Raw genomic sequence first — 20,852 nt, forward strand, 5'->3', positions numbered from 1 at the left:
TTGCTAGGCTACTATTTTTGTAATGAATACGCTTTTATTATCAGAGCTTTTTCTTTTTAAAACTTTTAAATGAGGAGCTGTCTGTTTTTTTAGATTTTCTTAATAAGATTGCTATTTGATTGATCTAATAAAGATTTATCTGTCATTTTTAATAAGAGTTTACTATTCAAGTTTTTAACTTTGTCAGAAGTAGGTTTTATTTATCCTATTTGCGTTGGCCTATAGGGCATACCAATTGATGTAGATTATATGTATCATAATGGATTTTTAAAATGAAAATGTAAATTAAAGCTGTTTTGTGCTTATTTTTCCATCGTTAAAGTAAAATCCTATCTGGCCCTTTAGCAGTTGTTCGGCTTTTTGACCAAATATTTCATAGCGCCAGCCATTCATAGCGGGAATATTTTTCTTTATTCCTCCATTGGCAATTTTTTCTAAATCATTAGATGTTGCAATAATTTTAGGGGCAATGCTGTTTTCATTTGCAACAATTTTTAATAACACTTTGAGTAGATCGATAACAGCGGCCGTCGTATCATTGAGTGGATTATGTTTAGGAATGGGGGGTAAAGCAGAAAGATCCACCTCTAATCCTTCGTGGACAGCTTTGATTAATGATTGAGAAATTGAGAGTTTATCCCAGTTCTTATTAAGACTGCGCAACCGCTTTAATGCAGATTCATCTTTTGGTTGTTGGGTTGCTATTTCTATAAGACATTCATCTTTTATGATATGACGGCGTGGCATATTGTATTTTCGTGCTTCACGTTCCCGCCAAGCTGCTATCTTTTGTAATACAGCAAGTTCACGTGGCTTTTTAATTTTTCCTTTCACTTTTTTCCATGCTTCATCTTCTGGCATATCATAGGTTTTAGGATTTAAAAGGATTGTTATTTCATCGTCCATCCAGTGAGCACGTTGATTTTTTTCTAACCTTTTTTTCAATAACAGGTAAACATCTCTTAAGTAAGTTACATCGGCAAGTGCATAGAGCAGTTGTTTTTCAGACAAAGGGCGGTAACTCCAGTCTGTAAAGCGGGAGGATTTATCAAGATGATGCCCCGTGCAGCGTTGTACAATTTGATCATAGGAGATAGAATCACCAAATCCACAAATTGATCCTGCTATTTGCGTATCAAAGAGAGGGGAAGGAATAACACCTCCAAGATGATAAATTGTTTCAATATCTTGGCGCGCAGCATGAAAAACTTTTACAACTTTTTTATCGATCATAAGGTCAAAAAAAGGTTGTAAATCAATATCTGGTGCTATGGGATCAATCAAAACTGTGACATCTGGTGATGCGAGCTGGATTAAACACAGTTGAGGCCAAAAAGTTGTTTCGCGGATAAACTCAGTATCGACTGTTACAAAATCAGAGGTACGTAGAGCGTTAAGTGCAATTTCAAGATCTGTTGTTTGTGTAATAAGATTCATCATTTTATTATAATTCGATAAATTAAATTTGTGCTTTATTGACTTTATTTTTGAGTTTTTATTCTCATATCTTGACAAATGGTTATTAAAAAGCGTTTGTAGCGCATGTGAATATTATAATCAAAGGCAAAAAACATGCACCGTTATCGCAGTCATCATTGTGCGGCTCTTCGTAGATGTGATGTAGGAACACAAGTTCGTCTTTCGGGGTGGGTTCATCGTGTTCGTGATCATGGAGGGATTCTTTTTGTGGATTTACGTGATCATTTTGGAATCACACAAATTGTTGCTGATCCTGCTTCACCAGCTTTTAAAGTTATTGAAAAAGTGCGTTCTGAATGGGTTATTCGTGTGGATGGGGAGGTGTGTGCTCGTTCTGATGAGGTTATTAATGCAACGCTTCCAACAGGTGAGATTGAAATTTTTGCACAAGAGGTAGAAATTCTTTCGAAATCTGATGAGCTTCCTTTACCGATTTTTGGTGAGCCTGATTATCCAGAAGATATTCGATTAAAATATCGTTTTCTTGATTTGCGTCGGGAGACTATGCACAAAAATATCATGCGTCGGACTGAAATTATTGCGGCTATGAGACGGGCTATGCAAAATAATGGTTTTACGGAATTTACGACGCCACTTTTGACAGCTTCATCGCCGGAAGGAGCGCGTGATTTTTTGGTTCCAAGTCGTGTTCATCAGGGAAAATTTTATGCGTTACCGCAAGCGCCACAGCAATATAAACAATTGTTGATGATGTCAGGTTTTGATCGTTATTTTCAGATTGCTCCATGTTTTAGAGATGAAGATCCAAGGGCCGACCGTCTTCCTGGTGAATTTTATCAATTAGATGTTGAAATGAGTTTTGTTGAGCAAGAAGATGTTTTAGCAACTATGGAACCTATTATGCGTTCTATTTTTGAAGAATTTGCAGATGGAAAGACTGTGACACAAAGCTTTCCTCGCATTTCCTATGATGAAGCAATGCAAAAATATGGTTCTGATAAGCCTGATCTACGTAATCCGATCATTATGGAAGATGTTTCTCAGCATTTTTATAATTCTGGTTTCAAAGTCTTTGCTCAAATTTTAGCGAATGATGAGAATGCTCAAGTGTGGGCTATTCCAGCTAAAACGGGTGGAAGTCGTGCTTTTTGTGATCGTATGAATGTATGGGCACAAGGTGAGGGGCAACCAGGGCTCGGTTATATTTTTTGGCGTGAAGAAGAAGGAAAATTTGAAGGAGCAGGGCCTATCGCCAAAAATATTGGTGAACAGAGGACTGAAGCAATCCGTATACAGCTTGGGCTTGAAAGTGGGGATGCCTGTTTTTTTGTAGCTGGCGATCCAAAAAAGTTTTCATCTTTTGCCGGAGCAGCACGCACAAGGGTAGGAGAAGAATTAGATCTTCTTGATAGAGATAGTTTCTCTTTGGCGTGGATTGTTGATTTTCCATTTTTTGAATGGAATGAAGATGAAAAAAAGATTGATTTTGGACATAATCCTTTTTCTATGCCTCAAGGGGGAGAAAATGCCCTTGCCTGTCAAGATCCTCTTACTATTAAAGCTTTTCAATATGATCTTGTTTGCAATGGTTATGAAATTGCATCAGGTGGAATTCGTAATCACTTACCAGAAATGATGCTTAAAGTTTTTGAACTTGTAGGACTTTCTAAGGAAGTTGTGAAAGATCGTTTCGGTGGTCTTTATCGTGCATTCCATTATGGGGCTCCACCACATGGTGGTATGGCTGCGGGAATTGACCGCATCATTATGCTGTTGCAAGGTGTTAAAAATTTGCGTGAAGTTGCTTTATTTCCTATGAATCAACAGGCGCTTGATCTTTTGATGAGTGCTCCGTCTGATGTTTCTCCTACACAATTACGTGATTTAGGAATCCGCATGGCTCCTACTCACAAAAATAGCTCATAAAGTTGATAATGGATTGTTTTCATCTTTTCTACGTAGAGTGAAGTTTTGATGCCTTTCAAGAGCCATCGGTGTGTGTGGCTGTTTGTGAAATTTAGATAGGTAAAAACGCTATTGTGTTGATTCTTTACGAGGCATTTTTATTCCTTGTTTCTATAGTGGCTCTTCCACTTGTGATAGGTGAGGAAATGATTATGATTGCTTGATCATGAATAAATTAGAAATGAAAGAACTCTATAATATTCGGGAGTCTCATTTTAGTTGAAAAAAATGAATTATCTTTATGTGTCAATATATTATTTATTTTTTATTGAAGTTTTTACAACGTTGTAGCAGAGAATTGTGTCTCTTCGTTTTTATGAAAATAATGTGATTTTCCATTCTATGGACTTACTCTAAAAAGTTTAAATTTCATAAGTTTTGAATATTTTTTAGTTTTTCATAGAAAAACTGAAGGGGATTGTTATACAATTTATCTTTATAATAAAAGATGATGTTTGAAAGGTGCTTTTGTCATTCCAGAAAGGATGAAATAACTCTTTGTAGGCAGTTAAATTATCGTCGGATTTGACAAAGCTTTCAATAAATTACTTAGGACAAGGGGGACGGACATGTATAAATTTTTCAAATTGATATAATTTTCTGTTCATGTTCTAATTGCAGCGTTTGTTTTTATGTAATTGACTTTTAATAAAAAAGTCGACTCATAGAAGATTTCACTAAATAAATCCTATAAGATAATTTCTTATTATTGTGGGAATTGTTGTTTTAATACTATGTCTGATAAAATGAATTTACCTTTTGATAAAGAACATATTGAACCAATAGAATTACGTTCTGCTTTACAGGAACGTTATTTGGCTTATGCACTTTCTACGATTACACACCGTGCATTGCCTGATGTACGTGATGGATTGAAGCCGGTCCACCGGCGGATTGTTCATGCGATGCGTCTTCTCAAACTAAATCCTGGACAGTCTTATGCGAAATGTGCGCGGATTGTTGGTGATGTCATGGGAAAATTTCATCCTCATGGGGATGCGTCTATTTATGATGCCTTGGTGCGCTTGGCTCAAAGTTTTGCTGTTCGTTATCCGTTGGTTGATGGGCAAGGCAATTTTGGTAATATTGATGGTGATAATGCTGCTGCCATGCGTTATACGGAAGCACGTATGACTGAAGTGGCTGCATTGTTACTTGAAGGAATTAATGAGAATGCTATTGATTTTCGTTTAACCTATAATGAGGAAGATGAAGAGCCGGTTGTTTTACCAGGAGCTTTCCCTAATCTTTTAGCAAATGGTTCTTCTGGTATTGCTGTTGGTATGGCAACATCTATTCCACCCCATAATGTTGCTGAGCTTTGTGATGCAGCACTCCATTTGATTGCGCATCCCGATGTAAATGATGAGGCATTAAATCAATTCGTTCTTGGTCCTGATTTTCCGACGGGGGGAATTTTAGTTGAACCTAAAAAAAGTATTGAGGAATCCTATCGTGTTGGGCGTGGATTCTTTCGCTTGCGTTCACGTTGGCATCAGGAACCTGGTAGCCGTGGTTCTTATGTGATTGTTGTGACTGAAATTCCCTATCAGATTCAAAAGTCACGTCTTATTGAAAAAACAGCAGAGTTATTGCTTGCACGCCGATTGCCAATGCTTGAGGATATCCAAGATGAATCAGCAGAAGATATCAGAATCGTGCTGGTTCCTAAAAATCGGTCGGTTGATCCGGAGCTCCTTATGGAGTCTCTTTTTAAATTGACTGACTTTGAAGTAAGATTTCCCCTCAATCTGAATGTTTTGTCTTTGGGAAAAATACCCAATGTTCTTTCTTTGCGAGAAAGTTTGCAGCAATGGCTTGAACATCGTCAAGAAGTGCTTATTCGTCGCTCTCATTATCGGCTTGATCAAATTGATAGCCGATTGGAAATTCTTCATGGATATCTTATTGCCTATTTAAATCTCGATGAGGTCATTCAGATTATTCGTGAAGAGGATGAACCGAAAAAGAAGCTGATTAATCGGTTTGAATTAACAGAAAATCAAGCTGAAGCTATTCTTAATATGCGCTTGCGTTCTTTGCGTAAACTTGAGGAATTTGAAATTCGTAAAGAATTTGAAAGTTTGAAAGCTGAAAAAGAAAAGCTACAGAATTTATTAGCTTCTCCTATAAAACAGTGGAAAATAATTTCAGAAGAAATCAAAAAAGTTCGAAACACTTTTGGTCCTGAAACACTCTTGGGGAAAAGACGTACGACGTTTGAAGAGGCACCAAGACATGATCTTGATGATATTCAACAAGCAATGATCGAAAAAGAACCGATTACTATTGTTATTTCTGAAAAGGGGTGGATGCGCGCTTTGAAGGGACATTTGACCGATTATAAAGCGCTTTCTTTTAAAGAAGGAGACAGTTTAAAGTTAGCATTTCCGGCATTTACAACCGACAAGATTGTGCTGATCAGTACGGGTGGAAAGTTTTTTGCTATTGGTGCAAATAGTTTACCTGGAGGGCGGGGACATGGTGAACCTATTCGTCTTTTAGTTGATATGGATGATGAGCACGATGTTCTCACAGCTTTTGTGCATCGCGCCGAGGAAAAATTGCTCTTGGTTTCATTTCACGGTAATGGTTTTATTGTTTCTTCTGCAGAAGTGATCGCCAATACACGAAAAGGAAAGCAAGTGATGAATGTGAAAGCTCCTGATAAGGTAAAGCTTTGTGTTCCGGTAAATGGTGATCATGTGGCTGTAGTTGGTGAAAACCGTAAAATGCTTATTTTTTCTATTGAACAAATACCAGAAATGAATCGCGGTAAAGGTGTTCGTTTACAGCGTTATAAAGAAGGTGGTGTTGTTGATGCCAAGACTTTTAATTTATCAGAAGGCTTAAGTTGGCAAGATACAGCTGAACGAATCTTTAACCGTCAGGCGGACGATCTCTTTGAATGGATGGGAACGCGTGCGGGAGTTGGGCGTTTGGTTCCAAAAGGATTTCCAAAATCAGGAAAATTTATTAATTAAATGTATTTTATAAATGGGGAAAATTCCCTATAGTTTTATGATTGTTTAAGATATTAATTTATAAGGATAATTTATTATTTTTTATATTGAAAGAAAGACCTAAAGCGTAAGTTTTTCTCTTATTTCGATCTTGTTCAGGTTAAATCAATCAAAACTGTTTGTTTGCCTATCATGAGATGAGAGACCAGCCCGTCTTCATAAAAACTATTGAAGAAAAGAATAAAAATATTTTTTAATAAACCGTTTCACATACAAGAGTTGTTGCAACAATAGGTATGTTTGTTTTTTTACATTATACCATTTATGGGTGCTGTCGTGAAATGATTTGATATTTCGAGAGCTGTACCTTTAAACAAACAATGTGAATGTTAACACAAGAGTGTTCTATTTGGAGATGTTTTATTTTGTCTGATAGGTTTATCTTCTTATTGTTCAAGAGAGATGTTATTAATCTTTCATAGTAATATTTATTCGTTAGGATTACTATGATATTGTCTAAAAAGATGACCACGTTCAGCCCATAAGACGAGAAGTATGGCAGTGAGACTCAGAAAGAAAAATCCTGCTGAGTTTGGGATGGTTGTTTCATCAAATTGTTGGGCAATAAAAAAGCTAAGTCCTGCACCGATAGATGTTTGAAGAAAGCCGGATACAGAAGAAGCTGTTCCAGCTATTTCTCCTACAGGTTCAAGAGCGAGTGTATTGAAATTGGCCATAATACCACCGCAGGTAAACATTAATATACAATATAACGTCATATAAAAAGGAAAAGGGATAACACCACCTGCTAAGATGGACCCAATAAACCAAATGCATGAAGCAGCACAAAAGAGCAAAAGCATAGTATGAGCAATACGCCGCATTCCAAGGCGTCCAACGAGTTGAGAGTTAAAGAATGATGATAGAGCTTGAAATGCAGCACCAACTGCAAAAGCAATAGGGAACCAAAGTCCTAGATTATAGATCCCTTCATATGTTTGTTGTGATGTATTAACGGCGGTAAAGATACAGCCTAAAATAATGGAAGTTGCAAGTGTATAGCAAAGTGTTGTGCGATTGGTTATTACAATCCATAAGTTGTGTTTAACTGAAAAAAAGGAAAGAGAGCGTTGCGTATAAAGAGTTTCAGGCAAGCGCAGTTGAATCCAAATCATCAGTCCTAAACCAATCATTGCCATGAAAATAAAAATATATTGCCAATGTCCGAGCAGTAAAATGAGCTGTCCTGTTGCGGGACCAACCATTGGTGCAACAAGAAAAACCATCATAACAATAGACATAACTTCTGCCATTTTTCGACCACTGTAAAGATCACGTACGACGGAAACTGTAAGAACCCGCATAGCAGCCCCTCCAATACCTTGCAAGATACGTAAAATAAGCAAGAGAGAAAAATCAGTTACAAAGGCACAGCCAATCGCCGTAAATGAATAAAAAGCAAGCCCGAGAAGAATAAGTTTACGTCGTCCATACCTATCGCTTATTGGACCGAAAAATATTTGAGCAATGCCATAGCTAATAAGATAACTCGAAATGATATAATGTTGATCATTTTCATTGAGAACATTTAAGCCGTCTAAAATATTGGGCATAGCTGGCAGCATAATATCAACAGCTATAGCGTTAATAGCCATAAGCGAAGCAATAAGAATAACAAATTCTTTATAGCCAATTTTGTTTCTAATCGCATCTCTATGCGTTTGTTCATCGACTGAATATGACATATGGCATCCTTGAAATAAAAATTTCGTCTGAAAACAGCTCTTTTTAAGAGTCTGAATAAAATGAAAGATACCTATGATTGATTACAGGGAATATTTTTTTCTTTCAAAAGTTTCTGTAACTCATTGTTTTGAAACATCTCTTTAACAATATCACAGCCTCCGATAAATTCACCTTTGATATAAAGCTGTGGAATTGTTGGCCAATTTGAGTAATCTTTAATCCCTTGACGCAATTCGTTAGAAGTTAAGATATTAATCCCTTTATAATTCAATCCTAAATAATCAAGGATTTGAACCACTTGTCCTGAAAACCCGCATTGCGGAGCGTCAGGTGTTCCTTTCATGAATAAAATGACGTCGTTTGTTTTAATTTCGTTGTCAATAAAATCATGAACAGTGGTCATTTTTATCCCTCGATATTTCAGATTTTTATCAGTGTGTAATTTATATCCATACTGCTTTTAATCGTATTAAATGTGTGAATGCAAGAAAAAATTTTAGATTATTTTGGGACATTTGTTTGCAACATTAAGGCGTGAAGGTCATTTCCCATATTGCCTTTAAGGGCATCATAGACCATTTTATGTTGTTGAACACGGGTTTTACCACGAAAACTTTCAGAAATAACTTCTGCAGCATAATGTTCCCCATCTCCAGCAAGATCACGAATTGTTACAGTAGCATCAGGAATGCCTTCACGAATAAGCGTTTCAATTGCATGGGCACTCATTGCCATCATTATTCTCCTATGTTGTTCATTTTTTTATAAAGGCTGTTTAAGAGAAAAAACAATTTTTATTCTTCACCCATAAATTGTGGAAACCAGTTTTCATAGGCTTTTGTGAGTTTGTCTACTGAAAGTGTTAATATCCCATCTATATTAAGAGAAGTTCCCTCAACTTGACCTAGCTCTGTTAAAGAAACTGTATTGATTTGTGCAAGCTCTTTAAGACTATTAAGAGAGTGAGGTTTGACGGCTAAAAGATAACGTCCTTGGTCTTCTCCAAAAAGTTCTGCATGATGGGGTGATTTATTGCTTAATTTTACTTTAATTCCTTTACCTGCTTTAATCACCATTTCAGCAAGTGCTATCGCTAATCCTCCGTCAGAAAGGTCATGGGCGGCGTGAATAAAACCACGATGTATGACATCTCGAACAAATTGACCATGCTTTTTTTCAAGTTGTAAATCTACAGGGGGGGGGGCGCCTGCATCAATATTTAAAATGTTACGTGCATAGATTGATTGTCCTAAATGGGAGCCGCAATTTCCTACTAAAACAAGAATATCTCCATTTTGCATACCACTTATTGTTACCATTTTAGACCAATCATTAAGAAGACCTACCCCAGCAATTGTGGGGGTTGGAAGAATGGCTTCCCCATTTGTTTCATTGTAAAGAGAAACATTGCCTGAAACGATAGGAAAATCGAGGATTCTACAAGCTTCTCCTATACCTTTAATAGCAAAAGCCAGCTGTCCCATAATTTCAGGTTTTTCAGGGTTACCAAAATTGAGATTATCTGTAGCAGCCAGTGGTGTTGCACCTGTCGTACTAATGTTTCGCCAGCATTCTGCGACAGCTTGTTTCCCCCCTTCATAAGGGTCTGCTTCACAATAGCGAGGTGTTACATCAGAAGAAAAAGCAAGAGCACGTTTGCTGTTGTTTCCTACACGGATAACGCCTGCATCACCTCCTGGACAAACAAGGCTATTTCCTTGGATAAGGGTATCATATTGTTCATAAACCCATCGCCGTGAACTTTGATTAGCAGAATTCAATAAGGTCAGAAGCGCATCACCAAGATTTTCAACTTTTTTGACGTCTTCTGCTTTCAAGGGTGTTTTTTTTGCCGGCTCACTCCAAGGACGATCATAAACAGGCGCTTCATCACCAAGCTCTTTGATGGGAAGATTGACAACTTCTTCCCCTTGATGAAATACACGAAAACGTAAATCATCGGTTGTTTTCCCAATGATAGAAAAATGTAGCCCCCACTTATGAAAAATTGCTTCTGCTTGCTTTTCTAGTTCTGGTTTAAGGACCATGAGCATACGCTCTTGACTTTCAGAAAGCATCATTTCATAGGCTGTCATGTTTTCTTCTCGAACAGGAACTGTATCGAGATTAAGCTGTATCCCTAAATTTCCTTTTGCCCCCATTTCAACGGCAGAAGAAGTGAGTCCTGCGGCTCCCATATCTTGAATAGCAACCACGGCTCTAAGTTCCATGAGCTCTAAACATGCTTCAAGGAGACATTTTTCTGTAAAAGGATCACCTACTTGAACAGTTGGGCGTTTTTCACTGATTGAATCATCAAATTCAGCAGAGGCCATTGTTGCTCCACCGACACCATCACGTCCTGTTTTTGCACCAAGGTAAACAACAGGGAGTCCAATACCTTGCGCTTTAGAATAAAAAAGGGCGTTTGTCTTTGCAATACCGGCGACAAAAGCGTTAACAAGGATATTGCCATTATAACGCTCATCAAAATTTACTTCTCCACCAACCGTTGGAACGCCAAAAGAATTGCTGTAACCACCTATTCCAGAAACAACACCAGAAACAAGATGGCGTGTTCGTGGGTGATCAGGAGCACCAAATCGCAATGCATTCATAGCAGCAACAGGACGGGCTCCCATTGTAAATACATCACGTAAAATACCACCAACACCTGTCGCTGCACCTTGATAAGGTTCAATATAAGAAGGGTGGTTATGGCTTTCCATTTTGAAAACAACACATTGTCCTTCGCCAATATCGACAACACCAGCATTTTCACCAGGTCCTTGGATGACACATTTTCCTTCTGTCGGAAGAGTTTTTAGCCATTTTTTAGATGATTTATAGGAACAATGTTCGTTCCACATTGCAGAAAAAATTCCTAGTTCAGTAAATGTTGGTTCTCTACCAATTAACGTTAGGATACGTTGATATTCATCTTCTTTTAGCCCGTGTTGTGCAATGAGTTCTGGTGTAATAGTGATGTTATTGCAAGGCTTCATGAGTATTTATCCGTCAAGTTAATCGAAATTTAGCATTTTTATTTTTTTAACCTAGCAGCTTATATTATAAACAATAATGTTGTTTAATAATAAAAATATTTATAGACAGTAAGCTGAAGATTTTGTCCGTTTGTTTGGTGGGATTTAAGACTAAAAATGGTCTTAAATAATTATGTGTTTAGAAAATAATATCCATTGTTGTTTGTGAAGAGCTTTGTTTATAGATTTACGATGCGAGAAATGGTATAAATCCTTGTTTTTTTAAATTATGGAGCGCGAGTATTTTTGCAGCATTATCCATTTACTAACTCTAAAGCACTTTGAAAAAGCAAACGACCGTCAGTACCTCCATGGGCGGGTTCAATAAAGTTTTCAGGATGGGGCATCATACCAAGAATATTACCAGTTTTATTAACAATACCAGCAATATCTTTCATTGAGCCGTTCGGGTTTGTATTTTCTGCATAGCGAAAAACAATTTGTTCATTGTCTTCCATTTGTTTCAATGTTTCACTATCAATAAAATAATTTCCGTCATGATGGGCAACAGGACAACGAATAATTTGTCCTTTAGAATAATATCGAGAAAATTTTGTCTTGGCGTTGACGACTTCAAGTTTGATTTCACGACAAACAAACTTTAAAGAAGCGTTACGCATTAAAGTACCGGGTAATAATCCTGCTTCCAACAAAATTTGAAATCCATTACAGATACCTATAATTGTCGTACCTTCTTGTGCTTTTTCACGAATGGCTTTTAAGACGGGAGTTCGCGCTCCAATCGCACCACATCTTAAGTAGTCGCCATAGGAAAAGCCACCAGGAATAATAATAACATCTACATCTGGAATTGTTGTTTCTGTTTGCCAAATTTTTAGTGGCTCAACTCCCGTTATATGATGTAATGCTGCAACCATATCTCGATCACGATTTAATCCAGGAAGTTGAATGATGGCAGTTTTCATGAGCGTTTCACTTAAAAAAGTTCGATTGTATAATTTTCAATGACAGTATTTACGAGTAACTCTTCACACATTTGTTCAAGTTTTTTCTTTGCGGTTTCAGAAGGTAGTTCATCAAGAACAATATCAAAAACCTTTCCTTGACGAATGGATTGAATGCCTTCGAAAGCTAAACTTTTTAAAGCACCGACAATTGCTTCTCCTTGTGGATCAAGAACGCTTTCTCTTAAAGTAACTGTAATGCGTGCTTTCATTTTTTGCTTCCTGCTTTTTTAAAGAACCTCTCCTTTGAAAGAGGGGTATTTATATAAGGTGATGTTTTTTTACCTTGTTTTTACTTTACGAGAACGGGACCACTTGGTCGTGTTGGTTCATTTTCATTCATAATACCAAGACGTTTGGCAACTTCTTGATAGGCATTAATAAGCCCACCCATATCACGACGAAAACGGTCTTTATCCATTTTTTCTTGTGTGTGCATATCCCATAGTCGTGCAGAATCAGGAGAGATTTCATCAGCAAGAACAATGCGCATCGTTTCATCTTCCCACAGGCGACCAAATTCCATTTTAAAATCAATTAATTGGATGTTAACACCGGCAAAAAGCCCAGAAAGAAAATCATTAATACGAATTGAAAGTTGCATGATATCTTCTATCTCTTGTGGGACAGCCCACCCAAAAGCTGTGATATGTTCTTCCGTTACCATAGGATCATCGAGAGAATCATTTTTATAGTAGAATTCAATGATGGATTGCGGAAGCGGGGTTCCTTCTTCCAGTCCTAAACGCTTAGCAAGAGAGCCAGCAGCAACATTGCGAACAACAACTTCCAACGGAATGATTTCCACCGCTTTAATAAGCTGTTCGCGCATGTTTATACGTTTGATAAAATGTGTTGGGATGCCCAAACGTCCAAGATGGCTAAAAATATGTTCCGAAATTCGGTTGTTTAAAACCCCCTTTCCGTCGATAATTTCATGTTTTTTTGCATTAAAGGCAGTTGCATCATCTTTAAAAAATTGAATATAAGTCCCTGGTTCAGGTCCTTCATATAAAATTTTAGCCTTGCCTTCATAAATACGGTGGCGACGATTCATCATGATTCTCTATTTATCTTGAGAGGTTTTTAATAACATTGATAAATGATACTATCCTAATTGATAGAATTTCTCAATGATATTGCTATGATACTTTTATAATTTTTATCATTACACGTTTACCCAAAGGTGAAGATACATAAGCGATGAGAAAGAAGATCACCTCTTTTGGATCAAATTTTTGCAAGAAAGTGAGAGAGGACCATAAGCCCTTCAGGCCAAGGTCCGTGTCCGGATTCTGCGTTAATATGGCCAGAATACCCAGCATCAACAAAGAGTGATCCCCAATCATTGGCAATTTTTTCTGCTACTGAAAATTGACAAAATTCATCGTTGCGACTGGCTATGACAATAGAAGGAAAAGGAAGCTTTTGGCGATGATAGGGGCCAAATGTCATTAAATGTTTGGGACGTATTTTTTCATTGGCGACATCTGGAGGTGCAACAAAGAATGCGCCACAAATTTTTTCTGTATTTTGTACAGTTGCATGAATAACACTGGGAACTCCTAATGAATGAGCAATAAGCATAACAGGCCTTTGAGCTTTTGCGATGGCGGTTTTAACTTTGTTAACCCACTCTTCACAAACAGGCTTTGACCAATGGAGTTGTTCAATGCGGCGGGCTGTCGACAATTTTTTTTCCCAGCGTGTTTGCCAATGATCTGGACCAGATCCTTTGTAGCCAGGAACAATAAGAATATCGAGTTGATTTGCTCTCATGAATTGTTTTCTTTGTTACAACAGATTTTTGATCATAGGTGGAATGGATTTTGGTTTTCTATGTCGCTTTATTGTTCTTCAAAAACACGTTTAAAAATCGTATTGATATGTTTGGTGTGGTAAGAAAGATCAAATTTTTCGCGAAGTTCTTCTTCACTTAAAGCTTTGGTAACATCTTTGTCATTGAGGAGTTCTTCTAAAAAATCTTTTCCTTGTTCCCAAACTTTCATCGCATTTCGTTGTACAATTCGATAAGAATCTTCACGACTAATCCCTGCTTGTGTGAGGGCTAAAAGAACCCGTTGTGAGTGAACAAGACCGCGGAATTTATTGAGATTTTTTTGCATATTTTCTGGATAGACAATAAGATTTTCAATGACAGATGTGAGGCGAGAAAGAGCAAAATCAAGTGTAATAGTCGCATCTGGAGCAATATAACGCTCAACAGATGAATGGGAAATATCACGTTCATGCCAAAGAGCTACATTTTCCATGGCTGGGAGTGCAAATGCACGTACCATACGGGCTAATCCAGTTAAATTTTCTGTTAAAACTGGATTACGTTTATGAGGCATTGCCGATGAACCTTTTTGCCCAGGTGAGAAATGTTCCTCTGCTTCAAGAACTTCTGTTCGTTGTAAATGGCGTATTTCTATCGCTAGCCTTTCAATAGAGGAAGCAATAACACCAAGTGTTGCAAAAAACATAGCATGACGATCTCTTGGTATTACTTGGGTGGAAACTGGTTCAGCACGCATCCTCAAGGCTTTTGCTACATGTTCTTCAACGCGTGGATCGATATTTGCAAAAGTTCCTACGGCTCCTGAAATCGCGCAAGTAGAAATTTCTTCTCGTGCTGCAAGAAGACGTTTGCGACAACGGGAAAATTCAGCGTATGCAAGAGCAAACTTGATTCCAAATGTTGTCGGTTCAGCATGAATGCCATGACTCCGCCCAATAGTGATTGTCTCTTTATGCTCAAAAGCACGTCTTTTTAATGCTTCAAGAAGTTGATCTATATCCTTTAGCAAAATATCACTCGCACGCATCAATTGAATGTTCAGCGTTGTATCGAGAACATCAGATGATGTCATGCCTTGGTGGATAAAACGTGCTTCTGGTCCAATGAATTCAGCTAGGTGGGTTAGAAATGCGATAACATCATGTTTGGTAATTGCTTCAATTTCATCAATGCGATTGACATCAAATTTAGCTGCTGCCCCTTTTTCCCAAATGACTTTGGCGGCTTCTTTCGGAATAATCCCTAAGTGAGCAAGGGCATCACAGGCATGGGCTTCAATTTCAAACCAAATACGATATTTTGTTTCGGGAGACCAAATTGTTATCATTGCAGGGCGGGAATAACGTGCGATCATCATTTTTTTCCTTGTTGTGAGAGGATTGCGGCTTGGCGCAATGCATTAATACGTGTTCTGTAAAGCTCTTTATTTCCATCTTTATAAATTGCAGAGCCTGCGACAAATACATTTGCACCAGCTTTTGCTGCTATCCCAATTGTATCAACGGTGATACCACCATCAACTTCAAGATCAATAGGGCGGTTTGCAATCATGCTTTTAACGCGCTTAATTTTATCTTTTATTTCTGGAATAAAACTTTGTCCACCAAAACCGGGATTGACTGTCATGATGAGAATGAGATCTAATTGATCAAGCAAATATTCAAGTACATGTTCAGGGGTGCTTGGATTGAGTGCGATTCCTGCTTTTTTTCCCATTTTTTTGATTGTTTGTAATGAACGATGAAGATGTGGACTTGCTTCAGCATGAATGGTTATAATATCTGAACCCGCTTTTGCAAAAGCTTCCAAATAAGGGTCTACTGGTGCAATCATCAGGTGGACATCAAATATTGCTTTTGTTAATGGGCGTAGAGCTTTGATGATTTCAGGACCAAAGGTGATGTTAGGAACAAAGTGCCCATCCATAATATCAAGATGAAGCCAATCTGCACCAGCATCAACAACATCTAACATTTCTTGTCCAAGTTTAGAAAAATCAGAAGCCAAGAGAGAAGGCGAAATGAGATGAGAATGGGGCATTAAAATCTCCTTGATTGGCAGTTTTTATCATATCGCTGTGTATACACAAATATCTTTTGTGTTATGACGGAAAAGAAAAAATATGTATTATAGATCTTTTTATGGAAAGATCGCTTGAAATTTTAAAGCTTTATAAGTGAAAGATATGTCGAATCATAAAACATATTTGATGCCTGAACTTCAACATAAACATACTATCGCGGTTTCTTCCCAAGAATATCGAGATGCCATGAGTCTTTTTGCAGGAGCTGTGCATATTGTGACAACAAATGGTATTAAGGGAAGACGCGGGGTGACTGTTTCGGCGTGTTGTTCTTTATCTGATGATCCTCCAACCCTTCTTGTTTGTCTCATGCGCCATAATTTAAAGAATCAGGTGTTTATGGAGAATGGAAATTTTTGTGTTAATAGCTTGGCAGGAAAGCATCGTTCATTAGCGGATGTTTTTTCGAGGCGTTGCAATTCTACACAAAATGAGCGTTTTGATGTTGCTCAATGGGGAGCTTTGCAAACGGGGGCGCCTAGTCTTTCAGACGCTCTAGCATCGTTTGATTGTCGTTTGATTTGTTGGCATGAGCACGCAACCCATTGTGTTTTGATTGGTGAGGTTGTTGCAATTAACTGTAATCAAGAAAAAGATGCTTTGATGTATTTGAAACGTGAATATCACACTTTGCCTTTATAAAGATTTTATTTTTTTGCATTGATGAAATGATTTATTGTTGCTTCATTTAGACTTTAAACAATGAATGAGAGAGTAGGGGAGGGATGGCTCTGATATCTGATATTAGATTTCCTTCTTTTTAAAGTTTTTCAATAAGCGAGAAAAATGATTCTGGATGAGATTTGATCAAGAATCCAATCTACATAAAAAGCGATTAAACCTAAACAGTGCATTTAGACATATTCGTCAATTGTTATGAAAAGACATTTTACTCTTGTGTTGATGGGTATTGCACAATATATAGACCGCACATAGCATATGTGGAGGTTTTTTATTGCATGAGCGAAGAGATTGATGGTCAATATCGCCCTAGTGAAGATGAGCCTTTTATGAATGAGCGGCAAAAGGCGTATTTTCGTGCTAAACTGGTTTCTTGGAAGAATGATATATTAAAAGAAGCTCGTGAGACTTTGGAAAATTTGCAGGAAGAGAATGTTGGTCAACCCGATTTGACTGATCGGGCTTCTTGTGAAACTGATCGTACAATCGAATTACGTGCTCGTGATCGTCAGAGGAAACTTATTTCAAAAATAGATGCTGCTTTAGAGCGCATTGATAATGGGACATACGGTTTTTGTGAAGAAACCGGCGAGCCCATTAGTATAAAGCGTCTTGAGGCTCGGCCGATAGCCGTTTTGTCATTGGAAGCGCAAGAACGTCACGAACGACGTGAAAGAGTTTATCGTGATGATTAAAGTCATTGAAATGATAAAAAACGAAATTCGTGGTGATAAAATTGTGTATTTTTATTTTTGAGGAGTAGGAATGAATAAAGATGGTTCTTGCCGCCCCTCAATTTCGGCGGTGATTGCTGAATCTTTTACCGCTTGATTCGTAAAAGGAGAGGGATTTTTATCCGATATGTTGTTTCTTTCTGTAGGGGCGGAATTTAGATGTGTGTGTGTTTCTCTCTTTTGTATTTTAGATGTACCTGTAATATCGGATTCTACAACCACATCTGTTAATCCGCCAATAAGGAGCAAATGTTCTTTATTATCGCAACGGACTAAAACAAGGCGGCGTACTCGATCTATAGAAATTACTTCACATAATGCTAATCGTGATAGACTTTTTTTTCTATTAATGCTGAATCTTCTCGTACTTAAACGACGTAAAAACAAGATAATTATGGTAATAGCTGTGATTGTTATTATAAAAAACAAAGAGCTTATCGTTATTTTCGCAGCAGATACACCTATTTGCTCTGATAACCAGATATACATAGATTTTCTCCCATTTTTGTGTGAAAATATCGTTTTTTATCGAGATAAATTTATAAATACACCCTTAAAAGGCTCACTTAAATACAAGAAATAAAATTTTTAACATTAAGTGAGCTTTCTTAGAAAGATAATATCATAGTATATACTTTATAACAATGAATATAAAGGAAGTTTTGTGATATAAGAAACAGCTAAATCTAAGGCAATGAGAGATGGATAAAGGTTTTGATAATAATAAAAGATCAGTGTCTTCTGTTCATCGAAGAGTTGTGATTTTTGGTGTTGTTTTTATATTAGTTTTTCTTTTCATTGTGGGTATTTTAGGTTTTTTTTATCCACAAAGCTATTTGCAAAAGGCGATATCAATATCTTTTTTGATTCTAGCAATTATCGGTGTTGCAACACTCGTTTTGTGTGGAATGGGCATTTTAAGATATCATGTGTGGTCGCATGAAGATTTTGATTTTAGCATCTTTAATAGGAGCGATGATGCAATTGTAATCTCTGATCTTTCTGGTTTTGTTTATTATTCTAATCAAAACTATCAAAAAATTCTGACCTATAAGCCTGAAGTGTCTTGTTATATGGTTATTGCTGATCTTCCAGGAGCAGGTGCACTCTCGTATCGCTTAAAGGTTGCTGCCTGTAATAATCTTGCAGCGCAAGAGGAATTGAGAGTAGAACAACCAATTTTTACCGATTCTACACCAAAAAAATCTGTTTGGTATAATATCTCCGTGCAGCCTATCACAAAACAGAAAAAAAAGCTTTTATTTTGGCGTATTACTGATATTTCGCATTTACAACAAACGCGAGAAGTTTTTTTCTCGAACCTTCAAGAGGCTATCAATCACTTGGATCAAGCCCCTATTGGTTTTGTATCCGTTAATAGACATGGAACTATTCTTTATGCCAATGCGATTTTTGCCGAATGGTTTTCAATTGATTTAGCGAATTTCTCAATTGGTCAATATAATTTTGATTCGTTATTTGATAGCGTTGGCGCTAAGAGCTCATGGAGTGATATCTGTTTGCAAACCAACAGATATCAAAGTTCAGGTTACTCTTTACCTTATAGGTTTTCGTTATGTTTAAATTCACACACGACTTGTGAGAAAATATTCCATTGTCTTATATCTGTTTCTTCTCTCTTAGAAGAGGAGGCCATTTATCGTATTGTGATCATTCCACAACAAATACAAAAAGAAGAGGACGATCAATTAAAATTACCCAGTATATTAGGAGAATATTTTGATGCGAGTCCTTTTGCAATAGCCGTGGTGGATCATGCAGGGCAATTGATTCATATGAATAAAGCTTTTTCATCACTCACGGGATGTATGGACAAAGCTGTCAATTTTTATGATGTTATTTCTCGTCGTGATTGTGTGCAGTTAGAGCGTTCTTTTCAGAGAATTGCGACAAATAAAAATTATTTTGTTTCTCTAGAAACTGTTTTAGAAAAAAATGAAGAATGCCATTTACGACTCCATATTATGTCTGTACCGCCTTATCATGGTGATGCATTGCAAGATTTGCTTATTATCTCTGTCATTGAAACAACCGAACAAAAAACACTTGAAGACAAAATGATGCAAAGTCAGAAGATGCAAGCTGTAGGACAATTGGCTGGCGGCATTGCTCATGATTTTAATAATGTTTTAACAGCAATTTTAATGTCGTGTGATCTTCTTTTAAATACGCATCGTAGTTCTGATCCTGCTCATGCTGATCTGATCAATATTAAAAATAATGCTAATCGAGCAGCTGCTCTTGTACAGCAATTATTAGCTTTTTCTAGAAAGCAAACACTTCGACCTGAAGAAGTTGATTTTACTGAATTTTTATCAGATATCCGCAATCTTATTTTACCACTTTTGGGGAATAATATTCAGTTAAAAATTATCCATGGAAGAGATTTGTGGAGCGTTGAAGTTGATCAAGCATCTTTCCAGCGTGTTATTATGAATTTGGTTATTAATGCGCGTGATGCCATGTTAGATGGAGGTATTGTTACGATTGCGACAAACAATATTACAAAGCAACAAAGTGCTGAATTTAATCATCTTGGTTTAGCAATTGGCGAGTATGTGCAATTGACTATTTCAGATACAGGGGCTGGTATATCCGCTGCTATACAAGAAAAAATGTTTGAGCCATTTTTTACAACAAAAGAAGTTGGAAAAGGAACAGGACTTGGTTTATCAATGGTTTATGGAATTATCAAGCAGAGCGGTGGGTACATTTATTGTGAAAGTAAAGAAGGTGAAGGAGCAACATTTCATATTTTTCTTCCCCGTTATATCCCCAATATAAAAGGAGAAATTTCTCAAAAGATTGAAAAAGATGAAGAGAAAGATAAAAATATAGACTTAACAGGATCTGCGACTGTTTTATTGGTTGAAGATGAAGATGCGGTCAGAATGGGGGGGGTAAGAGCTCTTCAAATGAGAGGATATACGGTTTTAGAGGCAGCAAGTGGGGTGGAAGCACTCTCTATTCTTGAGGAACAAAAAGGAGATGTTGATATTATTGTTTCCGATGTGGTGATGCCAGAAATGGATGGGCCCACTTTATTGAAGGAAGTCCGTAAAAACTATCCTGATATCAAATTTCTTTTCGTTTCTGGATATGCAAAAGATGCCTTTGCTAAAAATCTTCCACAAGATGCTGTTTTTGGTTTTTTATCTAAGCCTTTTACACTCAAACAGTTAGCTGTAACAGTTAAAGAAACACTTTCGTCATAAACAAAAATTTATGCAATAGAAAATTGCGTATTTTAAGATTTTTTAGGTGAAATACGAGAGTATTTTGATAAATAGAGCTTATGATAATGTCATAGAATTGAATAAAGAAGAAAAATTTTAAAAATGAACTAAAATTCAAAAAATTACATATTTTGTGCAAAAATTTATGAAGAGATGGACTCTATTATGTCAAT

General features: G+C 37.0%; 17 protein-coding genes. 5 read left to right on the top strand and 12 right to left on the bottom strand.

The annotated features are described in order from the left end of the window. Positions 1-285 precede the first annotated feature (285 nt). Positions 286-1,440 (bottom strand): ribonuclease D, encoded by a 1,155-nt coding sequence (rnd, locus tag ACFIKN_RS02835; protein ID WP_375657883.1) that lies wholly within the window; start codon positions 1,438-1,440, stop codon positions 286-288. Positions 1,441-1,572: 132 nt separating this feature from the next. Here rnd and aspS point away from each other — a divergent pair, with 132 nt between their 5' ends. After that, positions 1,573-3,366, top strand: coding sequence for an aspartate--tRNA ligase (gene aspS / locus ACFIKN_RS02840; RefSeq protein ID WP_273791187.1), 1,794 nt, complete (start codon positions 1,573-1,575; stop codon positions 3,364-3,366). A 773-nt stretch (positions 3,367-4,139) separates the two neighbouring features. Next, entirely contained in the window at positions 4,140-6,389 is a 2,250-nt protein-coding gene (gene parC, locus ACFIKN_RS02845) for a DNA topoisomerase IV subunit A (protein WP_375657884.1), read from the top strand. Positions 6,390-6,856: 467 nt separating this feature from the next. On the opposite strand, the gene ACFIKN_RS02850 is transcribed toward parC, so the two are convergent. From ACFIKN_RS02850 to rpe, 10 genes are all read right to left on the bottom strand, one after another. Next, entirely contained in the window at positions 6,857-8,113 is a 1,257-nt protein-coding gene (locus ACFIKN_RS02850; protein ID WP_375631256.1) for a multidrug effflux MFS transporter, read from the bottom strand. A 71-nt stretch (positions 8,114-8,184) separates the two neighbouring features. Then, positions 8,185-8,517, bottom strand: coding sequence for a Grx4 family monothiol glutaredoxin (grxD, locus tag ACFIKN_RS02855; protein ID WP_375657885.1), 333 nt, complete (start codon positions 8,515-8,517; stop codon positions 8,185-8,187). A gap of 98 nt (positions 8,518-8,615) precedes the next feature. Next, positions 8,616-8,849 carry a BolA family transcriptional regulator gene (locus tag ACFIKN_RS02860; protein ID WP_273791183.1) on the bottom strand — a complete coding sequence of 78 codons (234 nt, stop codon included), beginning with the start codon at positions 8,847-8,849 and terminating at the stop codon, positions 8,616-8,618. 59 nt (positions 8,850-8,908) lie between these two features. Continuing rightward, on the bottom strand, positions 8,909-11,119 hold the full coding sequence (gene purL, locus ACFIKN_RS02865; RefSeq protein WP_375657886.1) for a phosphoribosylformylglycinamidine synthase subunit PurL: 2,211 nt from the start codon (positions 11,117-11,119) through the stop codon (positions 8,909-8,911). 293 nt (positions 11,120-11,412) lie between these two features. Further along, the gene (gene purQ, locus ACFIKN_RS02870; RefSeq protein ID WP_375657887.1) at positions 11,413-12,084 is read right to left on the bottom strand and encodes a phosphoribosylformylglycinamidine synthase subunit PurQ; all 672 of its coding nucleotides are present in this window, start codon (positions 12,082-12,084) and stop codon (positions 11,413-11,415) included. Positions 12,085-12,095: 11 nt separating this feature from the next. Then, positions 12,096-12,335, bottom strand: coding sequence for a phosphoribosylformylglycinamidine synthase subunit PurS (gene purS, locus ACFIKN_RS02875; protein ID WP_375654565.1), 240 nt, complete (start codon positions 12,333-12,335; stop codon positions 12,096-12,098). A gap of 80 nt (positions 12,336-12,415) precedes the next feature. Next, entirely contained in the window at positions 12,416-13,180 is a 765-nt protein-coding gene (gene purC, locus ACFIKN_RS02880) for a phosphoribosylaminoimidazolesuccinocarboxamide synthase (protein ID WP_273791179.1), read from the bottom strand. Positions 13,181-13,353: 173 nt separating this feature from the next. After that, on the bottom strand, positions 13,354-13,902 hold the full coding sequence (locus tag ACFIKN_RS02885; protein WP_375631257.1) for an RBBP9/YdeN family alpha/beta hydrolase: 549 nt from the start codon (positions 13,900-13,902) through the stop codon (positions 13,354-13,356). A 68-nt stretch (positions 13,903-13,970) separates the two neighbouring features. Continuing rightward, a complete protein-coding gene (gene purB, locus ACFIKN_RS02890; RefSeq protein WP_375657888.1) occupies positions 13,971-15,278 on the bottom strand; it encodes an adenylosuccinate lyase in 1,308 nt (435 codons plus the stop codon). Continuing rightward, positions 15,278-15,964, bottom strand: coding sequence for a ribulose-phosphate 3-epimerase (gene rpe, locus ACFIKN_RS02895; RefSeq protein WP_375637471.1), 687 nt, complete (start codon positions 15,962-15,964; stop codon positions 15,278-15,280). Before rpe ends, purB begins: the two co-directional genes overlap by 1 nt. Positions 15,965-16,109: 145 nt before the next feature. Between rpe and ACFIKN_RS02900 the strand changes: the two genes are divergently transcribed. Then, entirely contained in the window at positions 16,110-16,649 is a 540-nt protein-coding gene (locus tag ACFIKN_RS02900; protein ID WP_273791175.1) for a flavin reductase, read from the top strand. Positions 16,650-16,966: 317 nt separating this feature from the next. Next, the gene (gene dksA / locus ACFIKN_RS02905; protein ID WP_015856486.1) at positions 16,967-17,383 is read left to right on the top strand and encodes an RNA polymerase-binding protein DksA; all 417 of its coding nucleotides are present in this window, start codon (positions 16,967-16,969) and stop codon (positions 17,381-17,383) included. A 51-nt stretch (positions 17,384-17,434) separates the two neighbouring features. Here dksA and ACFIKN_RS02910 read toward each other — a convergent pair whose 3' ends face one another. Next, positions 17,435-17,911: a hypothetical protein gene (locus ACFIKN_RS02910; protein WP_375637472.1), complete on the bottom strand. Its 477-nt coding sequence runs from the start codon at positions 17,909-17,911 to the stop codon at positions 17,435-17,437. A 212-nt stretch (positions 17,912-18,123) separates the two neighbouring features. Between ACFIKN_RS02910 and ACFIKN_RS02915 the strand changes: the two genes are divergently transcribed. Continuing rightward, positions 18,124-20,658, top strand: coding sequence for a response regulator (locus tag ACFIKN_RS02915; protein ID WP_375654566.1), 2,535 nt, complete (start codon positions 18,124-18,126; stop codon positions 20,656-20,658). The last annotated feature ends 194 nt before the right edge of the window (positions 20,659-20,852 follow it).

Origin of the sequence: Bartonella sp. CL436QHHD (assembly GCF_042195105.1) — a bacterium.
Classification (GTDB): Bacteria; Pseudomonadota; Alphaproteobacteria; order Rhizobiales; family Rhizobiaceae; genus Bartonella.

What these genes read in the sequence shown, in the direction of transcription:
- purQ (WP_375657887.1), bottom strand. Translation starts at nt 12,084, where the DNA reads ATGAAAACTGCCATCATTCAACTTCCTGGATTAAATCGTGATCGAGAT.
- purB (WP_375657888.1), bottom strand. Translation starts at nt 15,278, where the DNA reads ATGATCGCACGTTATTCCCGCCCTGCAATGATAACAATTTGGTCTCCC.
- ACFIKN_RS02860 (WP_273791183.1), bottom strand. Translation starts at nt 8,849, where the DNA reads ATGGCAATGAGTGCCCATGCAATTGAAACGCTTATTCGTGAAGGCATT.
- ACFIKN_RS02850 (WP_375631256.1), bottom strand. Translation starts at nt 8,113, where the DNA reads ATGTCATATTCAGTCGATGAACAAACGCATAGAGATGCGATTAGAAAC.
- ACFIKN_RS02885 (WP_375631257.1), bottom strand. Translation starts at nt 13,902, where the DNA reads ATGAGAGCAAATCAACTCGATATTCTTATTGTTCCTGGCTACAAAGGA.
- ACFIKN_RS02900 (WP_273791175.1), top strand. Translation starts at nt 16,110, where the DNA reads ATGTCGAATCATAAAACATATTTGATGCCTGAACTTCAACATAAACAT.
- aspS (WP_273791187.1), top strand. Translation starts at nt 1,573, where the DNA reads ATGCACCGTTATCGCAGTCATCATTGTGCGGCTCTTCGTAGATGTGAT.
- parC (WP_375657884.1), top strand. Translation starts at nt 4,140, where the DNA reads ATGTCTGATAAAATGAATTTACCTTTTGATAAAGAACATATTGAACCA.
- rnd (WP_375657883.1), bottom strand. Translation starts at nt 1,440, where the DNA reads ATGATGAATCTTATTACACAAACAACAGATCTTGAAATTGCACTTAAC.
- ACFIKN_RS02910 (WP_375637472.1), bottom strand. Translation starts at nt 17,911, where the DNA reads ATGTATATCTGGTTATCAGAGCAAATAGGTGTATCTGCTGCGAAAATA.
- rpe (WP_375637471.1), bottom strand. Translation starts at nt 15,964, where the DNA reads ATGCCCCATTCTCATCTCATTTCGCCTTCTCTCTTGGCTTCTGATTTT.
- purL (WP_375657886.1), bottom strand. Translation starts at nt 11,119, where the DNA reads ATGAAGCCTTGCAATAACATCACTATTACACCAGAACTCATTGCACAA.
- purC (WP_273791179.1), bottom strand. Translation starts at nt 13,180, where the DNA reads ATGAATCGTCGCCACCGTATTTATGAAGGCAAGGCTAAAATTTTATAT.
- purS (WP_375654565.1), bottom strand. Translation starts at nt 12,335, where the DNA reads ATGAAAGCACGCATTACAGTTACTTTAAGAGAAAGCGTTCTTGATCCA.
- grxD (WP_375657885.1), bottom strand. Translation starts at nt 8,517, where the DNA reads ATGACCACTGTTCATGATTTTATTGACAACGAAATTAAAACAAACGAC.
- dksA (WP_015856486.1), top strand. Translation starts at nt 16,967, where the DNA reads ATGAGCGAAGAGATTGATGGTCAATATCGCCCTAGTGAAGATGAGCCT.
- ACFIKN_RS02915 (WP_375654566.1), top strand. Translation starts at nt 18,124, where the DNA reads ATGGATAAAGGTTTTGATAATAATAAAAGATCAGTGTCTTCTGTTCAT.